27 protein-coding genes are annotated in these 21,648 nt (G+C 40.4%); 19 read left to right on the top strand and 8 right to left on the bottom strand.

Annotation, left to right across the window (positions count from 1 at the left end; all coding sequences use genetic code 11):
* Positions 1-19 precede the first annotated feature (19 nt).
* The 8 genes from G529_RS0113180 to G529_RS0113145 all read left to right on the top strand — a co-directional run bounded on the left by G529_RS0113180 (position 20) and on the right by G529_RS0113145 (position 7,698).
* Positions 20-982 carry a stage II sporulation protein M gene (locus tag G529_RS0113180; protein ID WP_026915969.1) on the top strand — a complete coding sequence of 321 codons (963 nt, stop codon included), beginning with the start codon at positions 20-22 and terminating at the stop codon, positions 980-982.
* Positions 975-1,835 carry a DUF7847 domain-containing protein gene (locus G529_RS0113175; RefSeq protein WP_026915968.1) on the top strand — a complete coding sequence of 287 codons (861 nt, stop codon included), beginning with the start codon at positions 975-977 and terminating at the stop codon, positions 1,833-1,835. The genes G529_RS0113180 and G529_RS0113175 overlap by 8 nt, the downstream gene beginning before the upstream one ends.
* Entirely contained in the window at positions 1,774-2,595 is an 822-nt protein-coding gene (locus G529_RS15955; protein ID WP_051201458.1) for a DUF4129 domain-containing protein, read from the top strand. Before G529_RS0113175 ends, G529_RS15955 begins: the two co-directional genes overlap by 62 nt.
* Entirely contained in the window at positions 2,588-3,793 is a 1,206-nt protein-coding gene (locus G529_RS0113165; RefSeq protein WP_026915967.1) for a DUF4350 domain-containing protein, read from the top strand. Before G529_RS15955 ends, G529_RS0113165 begins: the two co-directional genes overlap by 8 nt.
* The gene (locus tag G529_RS0113160) at positions 3,771-4,775 is read left to right on the top strand and encodes an AAA family ATPase (protein WP_026915966.1); all 1,005 of its coding nucleotides are present in this window, start codon (positions 3,771-3,773) and stop codon (positions 4,773-4,775) included. Before G529_RS0113165 ends, G529_RS0113160 begins: the two co-directional genes overlap by 23 nt.
* Positions 4,775-6,109, top strand: coding sequence for a DUF58 domain-containing protein (locus tag G529_RS0113155; protein WP_026915965.1), 1,335 nt, complete (start codon positions 4,775-4,777; stop codon positions 6,107-6,109). Before G529_RS0113160 ends, G529_RS0113155 begins: the two co-directional genes overlap by 1 nt.
* A gap of 94 nt (positions 6,110-6,203) precedes the next feature.
* On the top strand, positions 6,204-6,617 hold the full coding sequence (locus tag G529_RS0113150; protein ID WP_026915964.1) for a DUF2141 domain-containing protein: 414 nt from the start codon (positions 6,204-6,206) through the stop codon (positions 6,615-6,617).
* Positions 6,618-6,738: 121 nt separating this feature from the next.
* Entirely contained in the window at positions 6,739-7,698 is a 960-nt protein-coding gene (locus G529_RS0113145; RefSeq protein ID WP_026915963.1) for a LysR substrate-binding domain-containing protein, read from the top strand.
* 27 nt (positions 7,699-7,725) lie between these two features.
* Here the strand turns inward: G529_RS0113145 and G529_RS0113140 are convergent, their stop codons facing one another.
* The 3 genes from G529_RS0113140 to G529_RS0113130 form a co-directional block, all read right to left on the bottom strand.
* A complete protein-coding gene (locus G529_RS0113140) occupies positions 7,726-7,923 on the bottom strand; it encodes a hypothetical protein (protein ID WP_026915962.1) in 198 nt (65 codons plus the stop codon).
* Between the two features lie 134 nt (positions 7,924-8,057).
* Entirely contained in the window at positions 8,058-8,858 is an 801-nt protein-coding gene (locus tag G529_RS0113135) for a TIGR00266 family protein (protein WP_026915961.1), read from the bottom strand.
* Between the two features lie 58 nt (positions 8,859-8,916).
* Positions 8,917-9,378, bottom strand: a complete 462-nt coding sequence (locus tag G529_RS0113130; RefSeq protein WP_026915960.1) for a DUF4442 domain-containing protein — start codon at positions 9,376-9,378, stop codon at positions 8,917-8,919.
* Between the two features lie 167 nt (positions 9,379-9,545).
* On the opposite strand from G529_RS0113130, the gene G529_RS16785 reads away from it, so the two are divergent.
* From G529_RS16785 to G529_RS0113095, 7 genes are all read left to right on the top strand, one after another.
* Positions 9,546-9,671, top strand: a complete 126-nt coding sequence (locus G529_RS16785; RefSeq protein WP_262489260.1) for a hypothetical protein — start codon at positions 9,546-9,548, stop codon at positions 9,669-9,671.
* Positions 9,672-9,689: 18 nt separating this feature from the next.
* The gene (locus tag G529_RS0113120) at positions 9,690-10,226 is read left to right on the top strand and encodes a DUF4870 domain-containing protein (protein ID WP_026915959.1); all 537 of its coding nucleotides are present in this window, start codon (positions 9,690-9,692) and stop codon (positions 10,224-10,226) included.
* Entirely contained in the window at positions 10,223-10,567 is a 345-nt protein-coding gene (locus tag G529_RS0113115) for a PadR family transcriptional regulator (RefSeq protein WP_026915958.1), read from the top strand. Before G529_RS0113120 ends, G529_RS0113115 begins: the two co-directional genes overlap by 4 nt.
* Positions 10,560-12,335 (top strand): PspC domain-containing protein, encoded by a 1,776-nt coding sequence (locus G529_RS0113110; protein ID WP_026915957.1) that lies wholly within the window; start codon positions 10,560-10,562, stop codon positions 12,333-12,335. Before G529_RS0113115 ends, G529_RS0113110 begins: the two co-directional genes overlap by 8 nt.
* A 1-nt stretch (position 12,336) precedes the next feature.
* Entirely contained in the window at positions 12,337-12,492 is a 156-nt protein-coding gene (locus G529_RS16560) for a hypothetical protein (protein WP_157514679.1), read from the top strand.
* 201 nt (positions 12,493-12,693) lie between these two features.
* Positions 12,694-13,536 carry a GIN domain-containing protein gene (locus G529_RS0113100; RefSeq protein WP_026915956.1) on the top strand — a complete coding sequence of 281 codons (843 nt, stop codon included), beginning with the start codon at positions 12,694-12,696 and terminating at the stop codon, positions 13,534-13,536.
* A 76-nt stretch (positions 13,537-13,612) separates the two neighbouring features.
* Complete coding sequence (locus G529_RS0113095) at positions 13,613-13,915, top strand: hypothetical protein (RefSeq protein ID WP_026915955.1); 303 nt, start codon at positions 13,613-13,615, stop codon at positions 13,913-13,915.
* A 67-nt stretch (positions 13,916-13,982) separates the two neighbouring features.
* Here the strand turns inward: G529_RS0113095 and trxB are convergent, their stop codons facing one another.
* On the bottom strand, positions 13,983-14,975 hold the full coding sequence (gene trxB, locus G529_RS0113090) for a thioredoxin-disulfide reductase (RefSeq protein ID WP_026915954.1): 993 nt from the start codon (positions 14,973-14,975) through the stop codon (positions 13,983-13,985).
* A 156-nt stretch (positions 14,976-15,131) separates the two neighbouring features.
* Between trxB and G529_RS0113085 the strand changes: the two genes are divergently transcribed.
* The 4 genes from G529_RS0113085 to G529_RS15950 all read left to right on the top strand — a co-directional run bounded on the left by G529_RS0113085 (position 15,132) and on the right by G529_RS15950 (position 17,964).
* Positions 15,132-15,770 carry a trimeric intracellular cation channel family protein gene (locus G529_RS0113085; RefSeq protein ID WP_035696128.1) on the top strand — a complete coding sequence of 213 codons (639 nt, stop codon included), beginning with the start codon at positions 15,132-15,134 and terminating at the stop codon, positions 15,768-15,770.
* A gap of 61 nt (positions 15,771-15,831) precedes the next feature.
* Entirely contained in the window at positions 15,832-16,524 is a 693-nt protein-coding gene (locus G529_RS0113080) for a LytR/AlgR family response regulator transcription factor (RefSeq protein ID WP_026915952.1), read from the top strand.
* Positions 16,525-16,667: 143 nt separating this feature from the next.
* On the top strand, positions 16,668-17,435 hold the full coding sequence (locus tag G529_RS0113070; protein WP_157514677.1) for a hypothetical protein: 768 nt from the start codon (positions 16,668-16,670) through the stop codon (positions 17,433-17,435).
* Positions 17,436-17,439: 4 nt separating this feature from the next.
* Positions 17,440-17,964, top strand: coding sequence for a nuclear transport factor 2-like protein (locus G529_RS15950; RefSeq protein ID WP_051201457.1), 525 nt, complete (start codon positions 17,440-17,442; stop codon positions 17,962-17,964).
* A gap of 118 nt (positions 17,965-18,082) precedes the next feature.
* Here G529_RS15950 and G529_RS0113060 read toward each other — a convergent pair whose 3' ends face one another.
* The 4 genes from G529_RS0113060 to G529_RS0113045 all read right to left on the bottom strand — a co-directional run bounded on the left by G529_RS0113060 (position 18,083) and on the right by G529_RS0113045 (position 21,635).
* Positions 18,083-18,496 carry a YeeE/YedE family protein gene (locus G529_RS0113060; RefSeq protein WP_026915950.1) on the bottom strand — a complete coding sequence of 138 codons (414 nt, stop codon included), beginning with the start codon at positions 18,494-18,496 and terminating at the stop codon, positions 18,083-18,085.
* Between the two features lie 3 nt (positions 18,497-18,499).
* Complete coding sequence (locus G529_RS0113055) at positions 18,500-19,057, bottom strand: YeeE/YedE family protein (RefSeq protein ID WP_026915949.1); 558 nt, start codon at positions 19,055-19,057, stop codon at positions 18,500-18,502.
* Positions 19,058-19,121: 64 nt separating this feature from the next.
* Positions 19,122-20,027, bottom strand: a complete 906-nt coding sequence (locus G529_RS0113050; protein ID WP_026915948.1) for an NAD(P)-dependent oxidoreductase — start codon at positions 20,025-20,027, stop codon at positions 19,122-19,124.
* Between the two features lie 66 nt (positions 20,028-20,093).
* Positions 20,094-21,635: an acyl-CoA carboxylase subunit beta gene (locus G529_RS0113045; protein ID WP_026915947.1), complete on the bottom strand. Its 1,542-nt coding sequence runs from the start codon at positions 21,633-21,635 to the stop codon at positions 20,094-20,096.
* Between the last annotated feature and the right edge of the window lie 13 nt (positions 21,636-21,648).

The raw sequence follows: 21,648 nt of genomic DNA, 5'->3' as shown, positions 1-21,648 counted from the left end.
GGTTCAATTAAATCTAAGAATGCGCGAGGCAGCTTTTGTAAGGCAAAATAAAGATAAATGGGTCAAGTATGAAAGTCTGCTTCAGAAATATAAAGCTCTGGATCCAGATCAGCTTTCCAATCTTTACGTAGAGCTTAGCGATGACCTGAGTTACGCTTCCACCTTCTACCCGGGTTCCAATACTGTACAGTATTTAAATGGATTGGCTACTGCTGCCCACCAGAAGATCTACAAAGCCAAAAAAGAATCGAAGAGCAGATTTATCACATTTTTCACAAAGGAATTTCCGCAGGAATTTTACAAACACCAGAAGCAATTGCTATGGAGTTTTTTAATATTTATAGTTTTCAGCCTTATTGGCGCTTATAGTGCGGCTACAGATGGTTCCTTCGTAAGATCCATTCTGGGTGATGCCTATGTTAACATGACCCTGGAGAATATTGCAAATAAGGATCCCTTGGCTGTTTATAAACAAGCATCAGAGACAAATATGTTTTTGGGAATCACTATTAATAATATTCGTGTGGCGCTTACAGCCTTTTCGCTGGGAGTTCTCGCAGGAATAGGAACTGTTTTCGTCATGATGCAAAATGGCGTGATGCTGGGTAGTTTTCAATATTTTTTTTACGAACAGGGGATGTTATGGGAATCTGCCAGAACGATTTGGATCCACGGAACCATAGAAATTTCAGTGATCATCGTAGCTGGTTCTGCAGGCCTGGTTGTTGGAAAAAGTATTCTATTTCCCGGGACTTACAGCAGACTGAAGGCTTTTACGATGGGAATCAAGGACGGACTCAAAATTGTGATTAGTACCATTCCATTTTTTATCATAGCCGGTTTTCTGGAAGGCTTTGTTACCAGGCTCACGCAAATGCCAGACTGGCTAGCCATCATCATTATTGGTACTTCTTTGATACTTATCCTTTTCTATTACGTTATTTATCCAATCCACTTATCTAATAAAACCCACAATGCATAACAACCACATTATTTTTAAACAACAGCGTGAACTTGGTGAGATCCTGAGCGTTACCTTTAAATTTATTCGAGAGAATTATAAAACCGGACTACGTTTGTTCTTTAAACTCGTGGGACCTTCTTTCATACTTCTGGTAGCTGCGATAAGTTTTTACACTTACGCAACTCTTGGAAGCAGTCTATTTACTAATGGAAACCTCGAAGCTTCGAATGTGATCATTGCGCTTATCTTACTGATGATCGCTTACCTTGCCTACTTCACCTCCATGACCGGCACTATTAATCATATCATTCTCTCATATATCAATAATAACGGCAAAATTCAGGAAGAAGAGGTTAAAAGCGGACTGAAACAGGACTTCGGAAAAATCCTCTTGTTATCCATACTTACCGGAATCATCACTTTTGCCGCATTTATGTTCTTTGTGATCCCGGGAATCTATGTTTTTGTGCCACTGTCACTGGTCACCGCGATCCTGGTCTTCCGTAGAAATGGAGTGACCGATAGTATTTCTGAAAGCTTTCAGCTGGTTAAGGATAACTGGTGGATGACCTTTGCCACACTTTTATGCATTTACCTGGTGATCTATGTGATAGGTCTCATTTTTCAACTACCAGCGCTTATTTATATATTTATTCGGGCGTTTACTGTGGCTGCTGAATCTTCTGCTGCAGAACCTCAGGATATGTTTGGGACAGGATATGTTATAATTAATGCGATCTCTTCAGCAATCCAATATATCATTTATAGTATGACCGTGGTTGGAGTCGCTTTTGTGTACTTTCATCTCAATGAAAAGAAGAACTTCACCGGTACCTACGAAACGATACAAAACCTGGGAAAGAACCGATAGTTTGAAGTTATATCTGCTGTATTTTTTTCTTTTGCTGAGTGCTCCTCAGGAAATGGTAGCTCAGGAGGATTCGATTTCTCAGAGAGTTATTCAGATGGAAACTACTGAAGATCTCTTTCCCATCGAATTCGATGACACTCAGCTTGAAGAATACAGGCAACAGGATGCTTACAATTATAAAGAAAATACCGAAGAAGACAGCTGGTGGGTACGCTTTAAAAAATGGCTAAACCTTAAATACAACCAGTTCATCTCATGGCTTTTTGGAAGTTATGATGCAAATGGCCTTCTCGCATTTTTCATTAGAATCTTTCCATACCTGATCATAATGGCCGTCCTGGCCTTTATTATATGGTTGTTTACCAGGCTAAATCCTGGTGCTAAGATCCTTGCAAGACCTGGAGTGAGTAAAGTCCTTCTTAGCGAGGAAGAAGAGCTGGTTAAAAATGAAGATCTTCAAGGTCTTATTAAGCAAGCTGTACTGGAAGAGAATTATAGGTTTGCTGTGCGTTATCAATACCTGCTGAGTTTGAAGTTACTGGATGAAAATGGTTTTATTCAATATGAATTTCAAAAGACCAATAAAGAATATTTGCAGGAAATTCCAGAAACTCATTTACAGCAGCTTTTTGCAGAGGTTACAAAATTCTATGAATTTATCTGGTATGGAAATTTTGATGTTTCTTCCGCAGATTACCGCATAGCGGCGAATGGATTCAGCAAGATCGAAAATGAACTAAAACCCTTGAAGAATGCATAGATCCTATAAGTTTGCTATCGCACTATTTGTGGTCGTGGTTCTCGTGCTTACCTGGCTGGAAACTTCAGTAAAAGAAGAGATCAACTGGAATCCCAGTTATACTCATATTGATGAGATACCGCTTGGCTCCAGGGTTTTTTACGAATCCTGGAAGCGAATTTCGGGAGATAGCCTGGAATTACTCAAAATCCCGCCTTATGAATTTCTAAATACTGAAGAGTCTGGGGGCACTTATTTCTTTTTTGACAGGCAAATTAATTTTGACGATGATGAACTGGATCATTTGCTGAACTGGGTTGCTGAAGGCAATACTGTTTTTATTTCTGCACACGATTTTAGCAATAACTTAAAGGATACCTTAAATATCGAAACAGGTTCTGAAATTGATGTGGAAGGCTTTACTGAAGCTCAAGAACTTAACTTTTATAATTCCAAAATCAGGCTGCAGAAAGATGCCGAATTCGACAAACAGGTTACAAAGGCATTTTTTACTGAAATTGATACGTTAAATCATACCGCACTTGGGTTTACCAGGAGGAACAAAATGTTACCAAAAATCAATTTTATAAAAACAGGGTTTGGTGACGGAAGCATTCTTCTCCATACGGCACCGCAGGTTTTCAGCAATTATTTCATGCTGAAGGACAAAAATTATACATACACCTCCAATCTTCTGGCTTATCTTCCCGCAGGAAAGGTATACTGGGATGCTTATTATAAAACGGGCAAATCTTTTTACAGCTCTTCCCTTTATATTCTACTGAATAACCGATCCCTAAAATGGGCATATTACACAATCCTATTATGTGTGGTCCTGTATATCATCTTTGAAGGCAAAAGAAAGCAACGCGCCATCCCGGTTATAGAACCGCCTAAGAACCGATCTTACGAGTATACAGGAATCATCTCGAGTTTATACCTCGAACAAAATCGATTTCAGGAACTTGGTGATAAAAAAATTGCGTTATTTCTCGAATTTATCCGCCGGGAATATCGCCTGGATACTTCCAGAATAGATAATGGATTTAAAGAAGATCTGGCTGCGAAAAGTTCAAATTCACTGGCAAGGACTCAGGAGCTTTTCGATAAGTTAACCGCATTTCAAAAAAATAAGAACAGCTCAAAACAGGAGTTTCTGGAGCTTAGTACTTATATTAATCAATACAAATTTACCGATGGAAAACCAGGAACAACATAAACAACCGGATGAATTAAAATTTGAAAACAGGATCCCACTGGAAGGCCTGAAGACATCTGTAGAAAGTTTAAAATCACAACTGGGAAAGGTGATCGTTGGACAGGACAATTTTGTAGAACTACTTATCGTAGGCTTGCTTTCCAATGGGCATGTACTTATCGAAGGTGTCCCCGGGGTCGCAAAGACCGTAACCGCCAAGTTATTCGCGAAAAGCCTGAGAACCGACTTCAGCAGAATTCAATTCACACCAGATCTTATGCCCAGCGATGTTCTGGGAACCTCAATCTTTAACGTAAAGACTTCAGAATTTGAATTTAAGAAAGGTCCTATCTTTTCGAATGTCGTTTTGATCGATGAGATCAACAGGGCTCCGGCCAAAACCCAGTCGGCTTTGTTCGAGGTCATGGAGGAAAGACAGGTAACCATCGACGGAAACCTGTATCCCATGCAGCCACCATTTATGGTACTGGCCACGCAGAATCCCATTGAACAGGAAGGGACCTATGCCCTGCCGGAAGCTCAACTGGACAGGTTCCTGTTCAGGATCAAAGTGGATTACCCAAAACTTGAAGAAGAGATCGAGATCCTGAAAGGTCATCATTTAAGAAAAGGCAAGTCACCAGAGACCGAAATATCATCGGTACTCGATCCGGCTGAGCTCGCAGTTTTGCGTTCCCAGATCCATGAGATCGTCCTTGAGGATAAACTAATGAGTTATATCGCGGAGCTGGTGATGAAAACCAGAAATCATTCTCATCTGTATCTTGGGGCAAGTCCAAGAGCGTCCATAGCGATCATGAATGCATCCAAGGCTTATGCGGCGATCAATGGAAGGGATTTTGTGATTCCGGAAGATATCAAGAATGTCCTGAAACCTGTTTTAGGTCACCGGCTTATTCTATCACCAGACAGGGAAATGGAAGGTATGAAGGCTGAAGATGTGGTAGACATGATCACTCAATCTGTAGAAATCCCCCGATAGTGCTTAAATTTCTGAAAAGTTTATATTTCAAAGAGCTGTTCTTCTACAGTCTTGTAGGGATCGCAGTGGCGTTCCTGGTCTCCTTCTGGGTGGACTGGCTGTACAGCGTTTCCTGGATTTTTTGCATGTGCCTGGCAATAGCAACTCTTCTGGACATCATCGCGTTATATTCAGATAAAGCGATACTGGCGCAGCGAATACTTCCGGAAAAATTTTCCAATTCAGATCCCAATAAAGTATTACTTAAACTTCGGAATAATTACCGGTTTCCGGTAACAGCTGAAGTAATTGATGAAATTCCTGTACAATTTCAGAAAAGAGATTTTTTAAGAAAAACCAAGATAGACACCCGTTCCGAAGAAAAAATCGCCTATCAATTGATCCCTCTGGAGCGCGGAGAATTTATCTTTGGCAACCTGAACATTTACGTTTTCAGCAGACTTGGACTGATTAAAAGAAGGTATGTCACCGGTAAGGAGCAATCTGTAAAAGTCTATCCGTCTTTTGTACAAATGAAAAAACTGGATTTTCTCGCTTTGGATCAAAAGATCAATTTACAGGGGATGAAACGGATTAGAAGGATTGGACACACCTTGGAATTCGAACAGATCAAGGAATATGTGCGTGGTGACGATGTGCGTACCATTAACTGGAAGGCAACAGCTAAGCAAAATGCTCTTATGGTCAATCAATTTCAGGATGAACGCTCTCAACCGGTTTACAGTATCATTGATACGGGAAGAGTCATGAAAATGCCTTTTTCAGGATTGTCGTTACTGGATTATGCCATCAACAGTTCCCTGGCTTTTTCCAACATTGCGCTGCGTAAAAAGGATAAGGTTGGTCTGCTTAATTTTAGCAATAAAGTACATCAAATCTTAAAAGCCAGTTCCAGACTCAGCCAGTTGCAACAGATCATGGAATCCTTATATCGAGTGGATACTGGATATCTTGACAGCGATTATAGCAGATTATACGCGCGTATTCAAAAAAGTATTACCCATCGAAGTCTAGTGATGTTATATACTAATTTTGAACATATGAGTGCGCTGCGAAGACAGCTACCTTTTTTAAAGGCCATTAGTAAAAAGCATTTGCTGGTTGTCATATTTTTTGAAAATACTGAAATCAACCAGCTTACAAATCAGGAAACCAGAAAGGATGTTACAACCCTGGCGCACCAGACCATTGCGGAGTCTTTCCAGCAGGATAAGCTTATGATGGTTAAGGAACTGGAAAAGTTCGGGATCCAGACCATACTCACTCCCCCAAAAGATCTCAGTATAAACGCAATCAATAAATACCTGGAAATAAAAGCCCGCGGACTCCTGTAAACAGTTCAGCATCCATATTCTACAGTTCAGACATAATTAGTTATTAGTAAGGAGGTTATCATCTACATTTGAAATATAATTAAAACCAATCCTTATGAAAACTTTATTATTATTACTCGCTTTATTTATCGGTAGCCTTGTCAATGCTCAAACTGCCGCAACCCACGAACTGGAAGTAAGCGTACCGAATGTTACTAATGACAATGGTGAAGTACTGTTCGCACTTTACACCGAAGAAAACTTTATGAGAGAGCCAGCGTATGCAAAGAAGTCTGAAATTAAAGATGGAAAAGCAACAGTGACTTTTGAGAATATTCCTGAAGGAAATTATGCCCTTATGGTGATGCATGACGAAAACGCGAACGGCAGAATGGATTTCGAAACCAATGGAATGCCGAAAGAAAGCTACGCCAGTAGCGGCGACAGCGCAGCGATGGGACCACCAATGTGGAGTGATACAAATTTTAAGCTGGATGCTTCTACAAAAGCCATGAGCTTAAGATTCTAAATTATATAAGAATCCATCAAAAACCCGCCAATAGGGGGGGGGGGTTTTGCATAGATAAAACAAAGTTAAAGGTTACCCGGTATAGGAAATTCTTATACCTTTGTAGTTCAAATCTATTCCTATGACGATTACCCAGTTGCATTATGTTTTGGCTGTTGCTGAACATAAGAATTTTACCAAAGCTGCTCAAAAGGTCTTTGTTACCCAGCCAACGCTGAGTATGCAGATACAGAAGCTAGAAGAAGAACTGGATATTACGATCTTCGACCGTACCAAAAAACCAATCCAGCTTACTGAAGTTGGGCAGAAAATCGTTCAGCAGGCCCGAAATATCGTCAATGAAAGTGACCGCATCAAAGACATTGTAGACCAGCAGAAAGGTTTTATTGGAGGAATATTCCGCTTAGGAGTGATCCCTACGATCATGCCTACCTTGTTACCTATGTTCATTGGGAATTTCATGAAAAAATTTCCGAAGGTAAAATTGAAAATTGAAGAACTGCATACAGAGGCCATCATTGAAAAGTTAAAGGAAGGACATCTTGATGCGGCCATTGCAGCTACACCGCTGCAGATTGAAGGAATAAAGGAAAATGTATTGTATTATGAACCCTTTGTTCCCTATATCCCAAAGGAAATGGAGATGCATTCCAGTGAAAAAATTGATATAGACAGTCTTGATATTAATAAGATCTTACTGCTGGAAGATGGACATTGCTTTAAAGATGGGATCATCAACCTGTGCAAGGCGAACCGTGAATATGATGGTGACCAGTTACAACTGGAAAGCGGTAGTTTTGAGACATTGATCAAACTTGCTAACGAAGGTCTTGGGATGACCCTTCTTCCCTACCTGCACACCCTGGAACTCAAAGATTCTGAGAAAAAGAATCTGAAAATGTTCAACGACCCTGTCCCGGCACGTGAAGTAAGCCTGATCTATAATCGTAGTGAATTGAAGATGCAGATCATAGAAGCTTTACGCAGCACCATAGCCAGTGTTGTAAAAGGTGCCATTACTTTCCAGAACGTAAAAATTATAAGTCCGTTAAACCATAAAAAAGACTTTCAAAAGAACTAAAAAAAGCGGCTATTAGCCGCTTTTTATTTAAGTGTTCAAGTAAATTAAACATTGATTTAATTCTGGGTTCTGTTTGGTTAGCCCGAGAATCCAGAGTCGTAACTCTTCGATCTCATGTGGAAGCAATCTATCGATCGCTTTCTTCACTTCTCTACAGAACAAGTTTGGATCAAAACTTACTTTATCAAGTATCGTTTTGGTGTATTCAAACATCGCTCTCGCCATAATTTGAAAGATTTAGGTTAAAAGATTAGGTTTAAAATAAGGGTAGAGATTTACTATAAGCATTTAGATTTTTCATCATAACAATATAGTTATTATAAGAATAATAGAAATAAATTTGTTAAATTTTTAACAAATTAAAAGCGATTGTCTCCGCTTAATACATCTCCAATTCCTCCCAGTAAACTACCTTCTCCTTTATCTTTACCGCCCATTTGTGGTGCAGCCTGCAGGACACGATTGGCCAGCCTGCTAAAAGGTAATGACTGGATGTAAACCGTACCAGGACCTGTAAGAGTTGCAAAGAACAAACCTTCTCCTCCAAAAATGGTATTTTTAATTCCACCCACAAATTCTATATCATAATCTATGGTTTGCGTAAAACCTATGATACAGCCAGTATCGACCTTCAGCTTCTCACCGGGACCAAGTTCTTTTCTGGCCATGGTACCTCCGGAATGGACAAACGCCATACCGTCGCCTTCGATCTTCTGCATGACAAAACCTTCACCTCCAAAGAACCCGCGACCAAGTTTTCTACTGAATTCTATCCCTATGGATACCCCTTTCGCAGCACATAGAAAAGCGTCTTTCTGGCAAATAAATTTTCCGTTGAACTGAGTGAGGTCGATAGGAATGATCTTTCCAGGATAAGGTGAGGCAAAACTAATTCGCTTTTTCCCCTGGATCTCGTTGGAAAAAATGGTCATGAACAAACTTTCACCGGTAAGCAGTCTCTTTCCGGCGCCAAGGACCTTTCCCAGGAAACCTTCGTTCTGCTTCGATCCGTCGCCAAAAATGGTATCCATTCGAATACCATCATCCATCATCATGAAGTTTCCAGCCTCGGCAATGACCGCTTCTCTTGGATCAAGTTCAAGTTCAACATATTGCATCTCTTCTCCGAAAATCTGGTAATCTATTTCATGTGCATTCATAGTGATTGTATTTTGATTGATGTATTATATAAGATGAGTAGTTGTTTTGAGAGGAGTGTTACTTTCTTTGTTTAAGTTTAACAGTCCACTCGAATTCAAATACCGAAACTTCTAAGCCTTCCTCATTAATACCAATGGCTTTCATCCACATGGTCTGCCCTTCCCCGGTCGCGATCGTTCGCTCAATGGCTTCCTTAACTTTCTGACCATCGTGACAGGTAAACCTGATCTTTCCGGTTGCCTTCTTGGAAAAAACCGATTTATTCTGTGCAACCAGCATGGAGATCTTCTTTCCAGAATTCTGGATCTTTCCCATCACCAATGCACCGGTACTTAGCTCTGCTGCCATCGCCTGAACAGCAAAATACATGGAATTAAAAGGATTTTGATTGATCCAGCGATGGGTAACTCCAACGCTGCACTCGGTTTCATCTATATGTTTCACCCTAACACCACACAACCAGGCACTTGGAAGTTTGAGCATTAAAAAGGAATTCAGTTTTGAGGGATTTAGCTTCATGCGCAGTTTTTTCATTCAAATTTTCATAAAAATAGGAAATAACAATGACAAGTAAATCCTTAAATTAATGTTAACTTTTAGTACTTTGTTTTGCATAATACCTTCTTTTAGATATATATTTGCATAAGAACCTAATAGGTTATAAATCATCAAAAAATTAAATCACGATGAAAAAATCAATCAAAAGACAAGCGGTCACCAGCGTTTTACCCGCTACCCTAGCAGATAGGATCAAGATCTACGTAACAATTTTTGCGATCTATGTATACGTCTTCTCTACACTTATTTTTTAATAGTATAAATATTGAATCATGCAGGACGTAAGCGAACATAAAAACCAAACTCTAACTACCGTACTTCATCTATCGGTATTTACCAAGTATTTTATTCCCCTCGGGAATTTCATATTCCCGATGTTGCTTTGGTTGAGCAGTAAGGAAGATCCATTTGTAGATCGCCACGGGAGAAATGCGCTTAATTTTCAAATTAGCACTTTTCTTTATACGGTGTTACTGGTAGCTATTGGAGGTGCCACCTTCTTATTCTTCGCTTTGAAGTTTAATATGGTAGAACCCCTTATGACGAATGACTCATTTGAAGTTAACCAGTTTTCAGAAGCATTACCTTTTATCATCATCATGGGAATACTGGGGATTCTATTGCTTGGATTATTTGTGCTGGAAATTTTTACAGTCATCTCTGCAAGTCTTTCAGCAAATGAAGGAAAAGAATACAGTTATCCTTTAACCATCAATTTTTTAAGTTCGGATAAACCGGATAAAACAAATCATCAAAATCATCAATCAAAAAATGAACAGTTTAATGACACCCAAAAACAAACACTATGAAGATTGAAAATACCAAAGCCCAGATGCGTAAGGGTGTATTGGAATATTGCATTCTCTCGGTCCTTAGAGACGAAGATGCCTATGTAGCAGAAATTCTGGACACATTAAAAGACGCAAAGTTACTGGTAGTTGAGGGTACCATCTATCCTTTATTGACCAGGTTGAAAAATGCGGGACTTCTCAATTATCGCTGGGAAGAATCTACAAGCGGGCCGCCCCGTAAATATTACGGACTTACCGAAACAGGAAAAATATTTCTCAGGGAGCTAACGGGTACCTGGAATGAATTACAAACTGCCGTTAACATCGTAACCACTCAAAAAAAGAACAATCATGAATAAGACAGTTAACATAAATCTTGCCGGCGTTTTCTTCCATATAGATGAGGATGCTTATGCCAGACTTCAACGATATTTGGAGACCATAAGGCATTCGTTTTCAAATACGCAGGGTCGTGATGAGATCATCTCAGATATCGAAGCTCGTATTGCTGAATTGTTCAATGAGAAGGTTAAGAATGACCGCCAGGTAATAAGTATCAAGGAAGTAGAAGAAGTCATCACGATCATGGGACAACCCGAAGATTATATGGTTGATGAGGAGATCTTCGAAGATGAACCAACGAACACCACGCACAGGGCTGGCAGAACCCGCGGCAAGCAACTATATCGAGATACCGAAAATGGTTTTGTAGGCGGTGTTTCCTCAGGACTTGGACACTACCTGGCGATCGATGCCATCTGGGTACGTTTGCTTTGGGTATTGCTTACCATTTTTTCGAGTGGTGGTTTCCTATTGATCTATATTGCTTTCTGGATCTTTGTTCCTGAAGCTAAAACCACGGCTGATAAACTTGCCATGCGTGGTGAAGAAGTTACCGTTAGCAACATTGAAAAGAAGATTCGTGAGGGTTTTCATGATGTTTCAGACAGTATAAAGAATGTAGACTATGATAAGTTCGGGAAAAGAGCGTCTGCCGGAGCAACTTCCGCAGCAACCACGCTAGGGAATATTATCAAGTTCTGTTTGAAACTATTTGTAAAATTCATCGGGATCATCCTCATCCTTTTTGCCGGATCCACCCTTATTGCGCTATTCGTAGGTTTATTTGCAGTAGGTACTTTTGGACTGGTTGATGCACCATGGACAGAGTATATAGATGTTGTGAACAGTGGCGCGCCTATCTGGCTTACTTCGCTGCTCGTTTTCTTCGCCGTGGGAATTCCATTCTTCTTTTTGTTCGTGCTGGGATTAAAAATATTGGTAAGAAACTTGAGATCTGTGGGAAGAATTGCGCTGCTAACACTGCTTGGAGTCTGGTTAATTTCAGTCATAGGACTATCAGTAATCGGGATCAGCCAGGCTACCAATCGCGCGTTCGATGGGGAAGTTGCGACTACTGAAACCCTGCGGGTTACTGCTGAAGATACCATCTACCTTCGGATGAAGCACAATCCTGAAATGAGTAACCGAACCATAAGATCATCAGATTTTAGAATTGTATACGAAGAAGACACAAAAATGATCGTTGGAAATGATATCAGGCTGATCGTACGATCTACCAGAGATTCAGTAGGAAAAATGGAGATATTGAAGTCGGCTGAAGGTAAGAACTACAACGAAGCCAGGGACCGCGCGAAGGCGATACGTTACGGTCGGAGTCTTGTAGGAAACGAGCTGTTACTGGATAGTTATTTTATTACTGAAGCCAAGGCAGGTTACCGTGATCAGGAAGTACAAATCACTTTATATCTTCCTGAAGGCACCACGCTTTATGCCGATGATAATACTTCTACTTTTCACCGCAATACAGATTCTTATGAAGACATTCTTCATAATGGAGAAGAAGAGCATTTTCTCAAGATCATCGATGGTGGAACAAGCTGTGCAGATTGTCCCGTAGAAGATACCTGGGATGATGATCATGGCGACTGGGAAAGCGAAGATACCTGGGAAGATGATTATGACACTTCAGATGACTTTAATGCACGGGTAGATGTAAATAGTGAAGAAGTTAACATCAGGTTGAATGATAACGGCGTGGAAATTCAGGATAAGGATGGCGACCGGGTAAGAATAGACAGCAACGGAGTACAAATACAGAATTAGTATGAGCTCAATAATCAATCTCATCATTAGTTTCTTTATAAGCCTGGTATTGTATATTCAGCCAGCAGAGAAAGAAACTGCAACTATTGAACAACCACTGAACAGTACTGAAATATTTCAGAAGCTGGAACATTATCAAAAAATCCTGGACAGTTAAAAGTTGAGAGCCTCCCTTGCGGAGGCTTTTTTCATTACTGAAAGGATTTCAGCTTTATAAAACATTGTAAAATGATCTGGGAAAACGGGATCATATTTTTTTCCAGCCTATTACGGGCTTTGAAATAAATAGTCCTATCTTTTGCAAAAAAGTTTCCGGATCTGCAGGTCGGGAATTAACGATTTAGAAAATTAAAATACGATGCTAAAGAAATTACCATTATTACTACTCATTATATTATGCAGTTGTAAAGCCCAGGACAAAGTAAAAGGAAGTCGAAATGTAAAGACTGAACAATATGATCTGGAAAAATTTCATTCCATCCAGATCAAGGGAGAATTTGAAGTTGGAATCCTGAAGGGAAGAAGATCCATGATCGAGATTGAGGCCGATGATAATATTCATGATCTAATCATGACTGAAGTTCTCGATGGAACACTTTATATCAAGCCCATCAAAAAGCTATCCCGAACGAAGAAACAGGAATTAAAGATCACTTTTTCTGATACCTTAAAAAGCATCCTCATTGGAGGTGATGTGGAACTGGAATCCTTACAGGATCTTTATGTGAATGATTTCAAGCTTGAAACAGGAAAGGACGCCAAGGCTTTTCTAACCCTTACTGCCAGTAAGTTCAATTTTGTACACAAAGATGATGCAGAAGCTGAATTGAATGTCACAGCCAGGGAAATTGTTTGCCAGCTAAATCAATCCTCTAAAGTGGAAGCACTTCTGAATGCACCCGTTATGGAAATCGATATTTATGAAAAAGCAGCCGCCAGGATAGACCGTGAAACGCAGACCTTCCGTTTGAGAGCAGACCAGTCTTCCAAATTCGATGGAGAAAACCTGAGCAGCATAAAGGCGGAAGTACTGGCACAGGGAAACTCTTCAGCAAAAGTAAATGTTAGCGATACGCTGAATATTACCGCTTCTGGTAAAAGTGAGATCGAAGTATACAATACACCGGTCATAAAATTGCTAAAATTTTCAGACGAAGCCAGCCTATCCAAGAAGGAATTTAGTAAAGGACTGTTTAAATAATTGATAAAATTTCTGGATTTCACATTAATGGATAAACCTATTGAATACATTTGCAGCCAATTAAACTAATGGGAAAATGAAAATTAGCACCAAAAATATTGCTTTTATATTGCTCTTATCTCTGGCATTCGTATCCTGTAGAGAAAATGAAGATACAGAGGAAGAGAAATCTGAAGTTGAAAGAATGATGGAAGACCCTGACAATAAAGTTGAAGTAAAGGATGGCGGGGACAAGATCAAGATTGAAACTCCGGAAGGAGATGAGATTAAGATCAAAAAAGACGATGGCGAGTATAAGAAAAAGGTTGACAGAGCAGATGGTTCAGAAACGAAGGTAAAGATTGATGATGGAGAAGTCAAGGTGAAAACCGACAATTAAGATCTTGAATCAGTATCAAAAAAAATGCCCGCAATTGCGGGCATTTTTTTATCGTATCCTAACCAGATTATACAGTTTCCGGTCTGGTTTGTGGCTTTTGGATATCCTCTTCGATATCAATTTCTGCCAGGTATCGTTCTGCATCCAGAGCGGCCATACATCCGGTTCCTGCAGCGGTAATCGCCTGCCTGTAAACCTTATCCTGCACATCACCTGAAGCGAATACACCAGGGATATTAGTTCTGGTAGTCTTGCTCTCTGTGATCACATAACCTGTTTCATCCATATCTAACCAACCTTTAAAAATATCGGTATTAGGCTTATGTCCAATGGCTACAAAGAAACCTGTAATATCGATCTCTTCCTTTTCACCCGTTTGGTTATTTACCATTCGAAGGCCTTCAACTACCTGTTCCCCAAGAATTTCATCTACCTCAGTATTATAACGAAGATCGATATTTTTGGTAGTCTCCACTCGGTGTTGCATCGCTTTGGAAGCTTTCATGTAATCCTTTCGAACCAGCATAGTTACTTTGTTACAGATATTGGCAAGATAAGTTGCTTCTTCAGCAGCTGTATCACCTCCACCTACGATCGCCACATCCTGACCCTTATAAAAGAATCCGTCACATACGGCACAGGCAGAAACTCCTCCACCTCGTAATTTTTGTTCACTGGGTAAACCAAGATATTTGGCGGTAGCGCCGGTTGATATGATCACCGTTTCAGCTTCGATCCAGGTCTTATTGTCAACAAGAGCTTTATGAATCCCGCCCACTTCTTTTGAAAAGTCAACTTCAGTGATCATTCCTATTCTCACCTGGGTTCCAAAACGTTCTGCCTGCTGCTGCAGGTCCATCATCATTTTTGGACCATCTATACCTTCCGGATAGCCTGGAAAATTGTCAACTTCTGTAGTGGTAGTTAACTGTCCACCTGGTTCCATCCCGGTATACATAACTGGTTTCATATCTGCCCTGGCGGCGTAGATCGCTGCGGTATAACCTGCAGGACCAGAACCTATGATCAGGCATTTTATTCTTTCGATAGTATCACTCATGATTTTTGGTTTTCTATGTTATAAAAGTAGGTAGTTCGCACTAAAACTTACAATATTAGCCATCAACTTCATCTATTCATAATATTCCAGATCAAATCGCTACGAAACTAACTCACACTCAGGCAAATTTAAAAGATAAAACTACCTTTGCAAAGTATGGAAATAAGTTTGTTTAACATTCTGGATATTCTCGGTACGATCGCTTTCGCGATTTCCGGTGCATTGTCTGCCATGAATAGAAGACTTGATCTCTTCGGCATCTTTATAATCGCTTTCGTCACAGCGATTGGCGGTGGAACCGTGCGGGATATTCTAATTGGAGATACGCCGGTTACCTGGATGGAAAACACCATGTACGTATATTTAATTGGTGTTGTAACGATCCTGGCGATCATTTTCAGAAATAAACTTAATTATTTAAAAAAATCACTGTTTCTATTCGATACGATAGGGCTTGGTGTTTTTACGATCACAGGGGTTGAAACCGGAATCCAGAATGACCTTGACCCCATCATATCTGTAGCTCTAGGTGCGATGACCGGTACCTTTGGAGGGGTGATACGGGATATTCTTTGTAACGAGATCCCGGTGATCTTTAGAAAAGAGATCTACGCCACTGCCTGTCTTATTGGTGCACTAGCCTACATTCTGCTTTATGATCTGGGCATGAATGCAGACTTTATATATCTTGCTACGGCACTTACAGTAATAAGTATACGGCTGGTCGTGGTGAAATACAAAGTTACGTTACCTCACTTCTACCCTTCTTCACCCGGCAGTTCCCGTTTGAGATAATATAATATTTATCTCTCTGATTATCAATACTTTCAGTATATTTATAGTATAACTGAAATTGATGAACAGACAAGCGAAAATCATCATTGTGGAGAATAATATACCCATGGCTGCAAAGTTATCTTTAAAGCTGAATAAACTGGGTTATCAAATCACGGGGATATTTTCCAGGGCTAAAGACGCCCTGAGCTTTGTTGAGCAGGATGCTCCAGATCTTATTCTTATGGAAGATCACCTTAAAAGCGAGCTGAATGGCTTTGCATCCAATAAGTCTGAAATGAATCATTCCGTTCTCTTTTTCAGCGGAAGCAAAACAAAGTCTCTTCAAAACTTAATCTACCAAAAGCTGAAGAACAGGAAACATTTGATAAAGCGAGCAATTCCTGAAAGACTTGTGAAATTACCTGAAACTGCTGACACTAAGAATTATCACCTGATACTGAAGGATCGTATTTTTGTTCGTTACCAGGATGCTATGGTCAAAATCGCTCTGGACGATATCCATTATATAGAAGCAGACCGTAATTATTGCAGGGTGTACTCGAGGAATCGAAAATTTTTACTGGTTTGTTGCCTTAAGGAAGTTAGCTCGAAGATCACCGATAAACGCTTTTTAAGAATCCATCGCTCCTATATCGCCAATCTCTCCCATATAGATGAAATTGGAAGTAATCACGTTCTTATCGCCTCGAAATCACTTCCTATAAGTAAAAATACGAGGACCGAACTTTTTCACCACTTACAGATCATTTAAAACGATCATATCTTTCCATATTTACTGCTTCGAAAAGTTTTCTGCCAGGTTTGGACAATTTACAACTACCTACGTCCAGATACCGCTCAGCTATCCATATATACTTCCTAAATTCAGGTTTATTAACCATAAAAACCAGACCAATGAAAGTATTAGGAAGCTTTTTAATGACTTTGGCACTTGTACTCTGTTCAAGCCATATATCAACAGCACAAAGTGATCATTATCAAATGTTCGTGGTCCATGAAGATCACGTGAAAGAAGGAATGATGGACAAGCATCTTGAAGCCGATAAGGCCTTGCTGAAAGCTGCCAGGGAACACGAAATGGAAGGAATGGAGTGGCTTGCCTTTCAGGCAGATGACAACAGCGTTATGTACCTTACCGAGATCGACAATTTTGCTGAACTTGATAAAAATCCATTCCAGGATCTGCAGGACAAAATGGGTGAGGAAGCTTTCGAAAAGCTCTTTGAACCTTTTGCTGAAACCTATAGCAAGCATGGTGATTATATTCTGAATCTTGACAAGGAACATTCTTATATGCCAGAAGGTATGGATCAAAATATGGAAGGCATGAATTACAGAGAACTGGTGTTTTATCATATCCCTCCAGGTAAAATGGATAAGGCTGTGGAATTGGCCAAAGCCGCCAAAAAACTATACGAGGAAAAAGGTTCTAAAGCGTATTACAGGCTTTATAAAAGTGGCTTCGGAACTATGGATTCATATTTCATGGTCGCCATATCTGGTAAAGATGCTGCTTCCGTAGAAAAACTAAGAGAGGAAAATGCAGAGTTACTTGGCGAGGAAGGTGAAAAATTATCTTCAGAAATTCAGAAGGTATTCTCTAAACGGGAAGTTGTCACTGGAAATATAATGCCTGAGATTTCGTACCAGTCTGAAGATTAACATCATGAGTAAAACATGGACAATTTTATGCTTTTGCCTATTTCTATTATCATGCAATGAGCATCAGAAAGAAGAAAAAGCAATCAGGTATTCTCAAGACTCTGAACAGATAAGCATTTTTAAAACTGTTTTGCAGGATTATGAGAATGCAGACTGGGATAAGTATCAATCCCATTTTGCAGACAGCATGGAATTATTTTATAATAGTCGGCAACCCATAGATCTGGCTGCAGCAGTCGCAATGCACAAAGAAAATAACGCCGTGCTATCTTCATACGATTTCCAGGATTCTGAAAGTGAGTTCGAAATGGTGGTTACAGATGCCGGTGAAACCTGGGTGAATTTCTGGGGTGCCTGGGAAGGCACGATCGCAGAAAATGATTCTGTCATCGTGATCCCGGTTCATATCACCGCAAGGTTTGAAAATGGCAAAATCGTTAAGGAGTACCTGTATTTTAATAACGCCGGGATAAGCGATGCACTTAGATTACTGAATGAGTCCAGGAATTTGAAGGATAGTATCAACTGAAAAATCTTGAAAACTGCTTTGTAAGATCAAACTACAAAGCTTATGATTATGAGTTTTGAGCAAATAAAAAGTGGCTGAAACTATTCATTTCAGCCACTTCATTATTTAAAACTTGCGATTAATGCGGAAGTTTGTCCCGTAGTAAACCGTAAACAAAGGTTCCAAGCAAAGCTGCCAGGAAAACAACAATAACCGGTATATACCCTGCACCAATAAGCGTATATATAGGGCCCGGACAGGCTCCGGCAAGCGCCCAGCCAAGTCCGAATATGATTCCTCCAAACATATACCTGCTAAAGCTTTTCTCCTTAGGCTGAAAGGTAATTGGTTCTCCCTGCACGTCTTTCATTCCATTTTTCTTGATCAGTAAAGTTCCAAGAACACCTATTACAAGTGCAGATCCAATGATTCCATACATATGAAATGATTCGAACCTGAACATCTCATAGATCCGGAACCAAGATGCTGCTTCAGATTTGAACATCACGATACCGAACATGATTCCTATTACTAAATATCCAACTACTCTCATCTCTTAAAAAATTAAAGGGAATAACACATGGATCATAAATAATCCACCTATAAAAAATCCAACTACGGCGATCAATGACGGTAACTGCAAATTACTGAGTCCTGAGATCGCGTGTCCCGAAGTACATCCACCGGCCCATCTTGCGCCAAAACCTATCAAAAAGCCTCCAATGATTAAAATTGCAAGCGCTTTCCAGTCGGTTAAAGCATCCATGCCATATAATTCTGATGGAAGGTAAGCTTCACCTGCACTGGCAAATCCAAGTTCATTCAAATTGGCAACGGTATCTGGATTGATGTCCACTGCGGGATCTGCAGTTAAAAAGTTCATGGCAATAAAACCACCAATTGCAGCACCCAATATAACTACTAGGTTCCACTTCTGGGATCTCCAGTTGAAATCGAAAAATCCTGCGGTCTTATCTGCTCCACACATGGTGCATAAGGTTCGAAGGTTTGAAGACATTCCAAACTGTTTTCCCATAAAGATGAGAAGGAACATCACGAGTGCTATGAGCGGGCCGGCCACATACCATGGCCATCCCTGATAAATTAGATCCATATTGTAATTTTAGTGTTCGCAAAGATGCGAGAAGTACGACAATCTATAAGTAACAATGGTTACATTATTTCTGCCCGGCATAGTCTGCCAGGTTTTGTAGTGTTTTGTCAGAAAGCCTTACAAGAGTTTGCGAAGACCAGCCCGCACTTTTATCGTGAGCAATCACATTAACTCTTTTCTTTATTTCTTCGGATAGCTCTTTCCCACCATCTCCATCAAAAATCCCAAAATTGGATGTATTCATTATCCAGTTGGTAAAACCATCAAGATCAAATGGTAATCCCAGGCTGGTATTGATAATGATCTTGTCATCACCCATTTTCCTGAATTCTTCGGAAGAGAATAGCTGCGTGTTTTTAGGCAGGTGAAAGCTGAATACAGCACAGGTTTCCAGCAGGTCATTCAACTCCAGGAATTGTACTCCGTGATCTTCATATTCTGAAAATCTTGTTCTGCCAAAATAATACAGGTCTGCTCCAAATGGCCTTAAACAATCTGCCAGAAGCTTGCCGGTAGTTCCCAAACCTACGATTCCAATTTTAAGATTGGTAAGCTCCAGTGGCATATCTTTCCATTGTTTCCCAGAATAACCATTTAATAACTGAATCAATTCAGAAATTATAAATTCAGCTACACCTGGATCTCCATAATCGCGAATACCGCGGACTTCAATCCCGCGATCCCGGGCGAACTTCACCGCCACATTTGCCGATTCATCATCGTAAAGGCTACAGGCCATTCCTATATATTTTAAGCTGGAACAGGAGTCTATGATGTTTTCAGTGATTTGAGTATGCCAGGATACGATAATCGCTTCTGCATCGCCAATCCTATCTTCAACTGTCTGCTCATCTTCCGGGTAATCGTCGTACACCACTACCCCGTTTTCTGAGTATTGTTTCAGCTTCTCTATGGACTCATCGTTCATTTTTGTATGGTCTACCAGAACGATCTTATTGAATTTTTTCATGTTCAAATTTCAGTAAAAAATAAATGCTGAATTCTCATTCAGCATTTATTAAAATTTTACATATTCCTATAACGGTATATTGCCATGTTTTCTATCTGGTCTTAGTACCGACTTATTTTCCAGCGCGCTAAACGCACGTATCAACTTTCGACGCGTATCCTTCGGCATGATCACCTCATCAATAAAACCACGTTGTGCAGCTTCAAAGGGAGTGGCGAATTTTTCAGCGTATTCAGCTTCCTTCTCAGCCAGTTTCTTTTCAGGATCTTCTGCCTGTGAAATCTCTTTTCTGAAAATGATTTCCGAAGCTCCCTTTGCTCCCATTACGGCAATTTCCGCAGTTGGCCATGCAAAGTTAAGATCGGCACCAATATGCTTGGAATTCATTACATCATAGGCACCACCATAAGCCTTCCTGGTGATCACGGTGACTTTAGGAACCGTTGCTTCACTAAGCGCGTATAATAATTTGGCACCATGCAGGATGATCCCGTTCCATTCCTGATCTGTCCCCGGAAGAAAACCTGGAACATCCACCAGCACCAATAGCGGAATATTGAAACAATCGCAGAATCTCGTAAATCTCGCAGCTTTTTTTGAAGCGTCCACGTCCAGAACGCCGGCAAGGCTCATAGGCTGGTTCGCAATGATCCCGACGCAACGGCCTCCAATCCTGGAGAAACCTACGATGATATTATCGGCATAATCCTTATGAATTTCAAAAAACGAATCCTGGTCTATAATACCGGTGATCACCTCATGCATATCATAAGGTTTATTAGAACTGTCTGGTACAATACTTTCCAGTATCTCCCTGTGTTCATCACCAAATTTGAATTCCAGCTTTTCTGGTGCGGTTTTGTTATTCTGCGGCATGTAGCTTATCAATTGCTTGATATTCTCAAGGCAGATAATGTCATTGGCAGCAGTTACGTGAGTTACACCCGATTTCGTGGAATGCGTGCTGGCTCCTCCAAGTTGTTCGGAAGTCACCTCCTCATTGGTCACTGTTTTCACTACGTTTGGACCGGTCACGAACATGTAAGAGGTATCCTCTACCATCAGGGTAAAGTCGGTCATCGCCGGGGAATAAACAGCACCACCGGCACAAGGTCCCATAATCGCTGAAATTTGAGGAACTACGCCTGAAGCCTTTACATTTCTGTGAAAGATATCTGCATAACCTCCCAGAGATTTTACCCCTTCCTGGATTCGGGCACCACCGGAATCGTTTAATCCGATAAGTGGAGCACCAACTTTTACCGCCATATCCATAATCTTACAGATCTTCTCGGCATGAGTTTCTGAAAGTGAACCTCCAAAAACGGTAAAATCCTGTGCAAATACATACACCAGCCTGCCGTGAATTGTTCCATAACCTGTCACCACCCCATCACCATAGAATTTCTGATTTTCCATTCCGAAGTCGGTCGTACGATGGGTCACCAGGATGCCTATTTCTTCAAAGGAGTTTTCATCCAGAAGATAATCCACACGCTCTCTGGCGGTTAGTTTCTTCTTTTCGTGTTGCTTGGCTATTCTCTGCTCACCTCCACCCTTGTGGGCTTCAGCAATTTTTTCTTTTAATTTTTCTAGATTCTGACTCATTGGTATGATTCTG

It is taken from the genome of Christiangramia portivictoriae DSM 23547 (assembly GCF_000423045.1).
Lineage (GTDB): Bacteria > Bacteroidota > Bacteroidia > Flavobacteriales > Flavobacteriaceae > Christiangramia > Christiangramia portivictoriae.
This window is presented reverse-complemented; position numbering and strand designations above follow the sequence as displayed.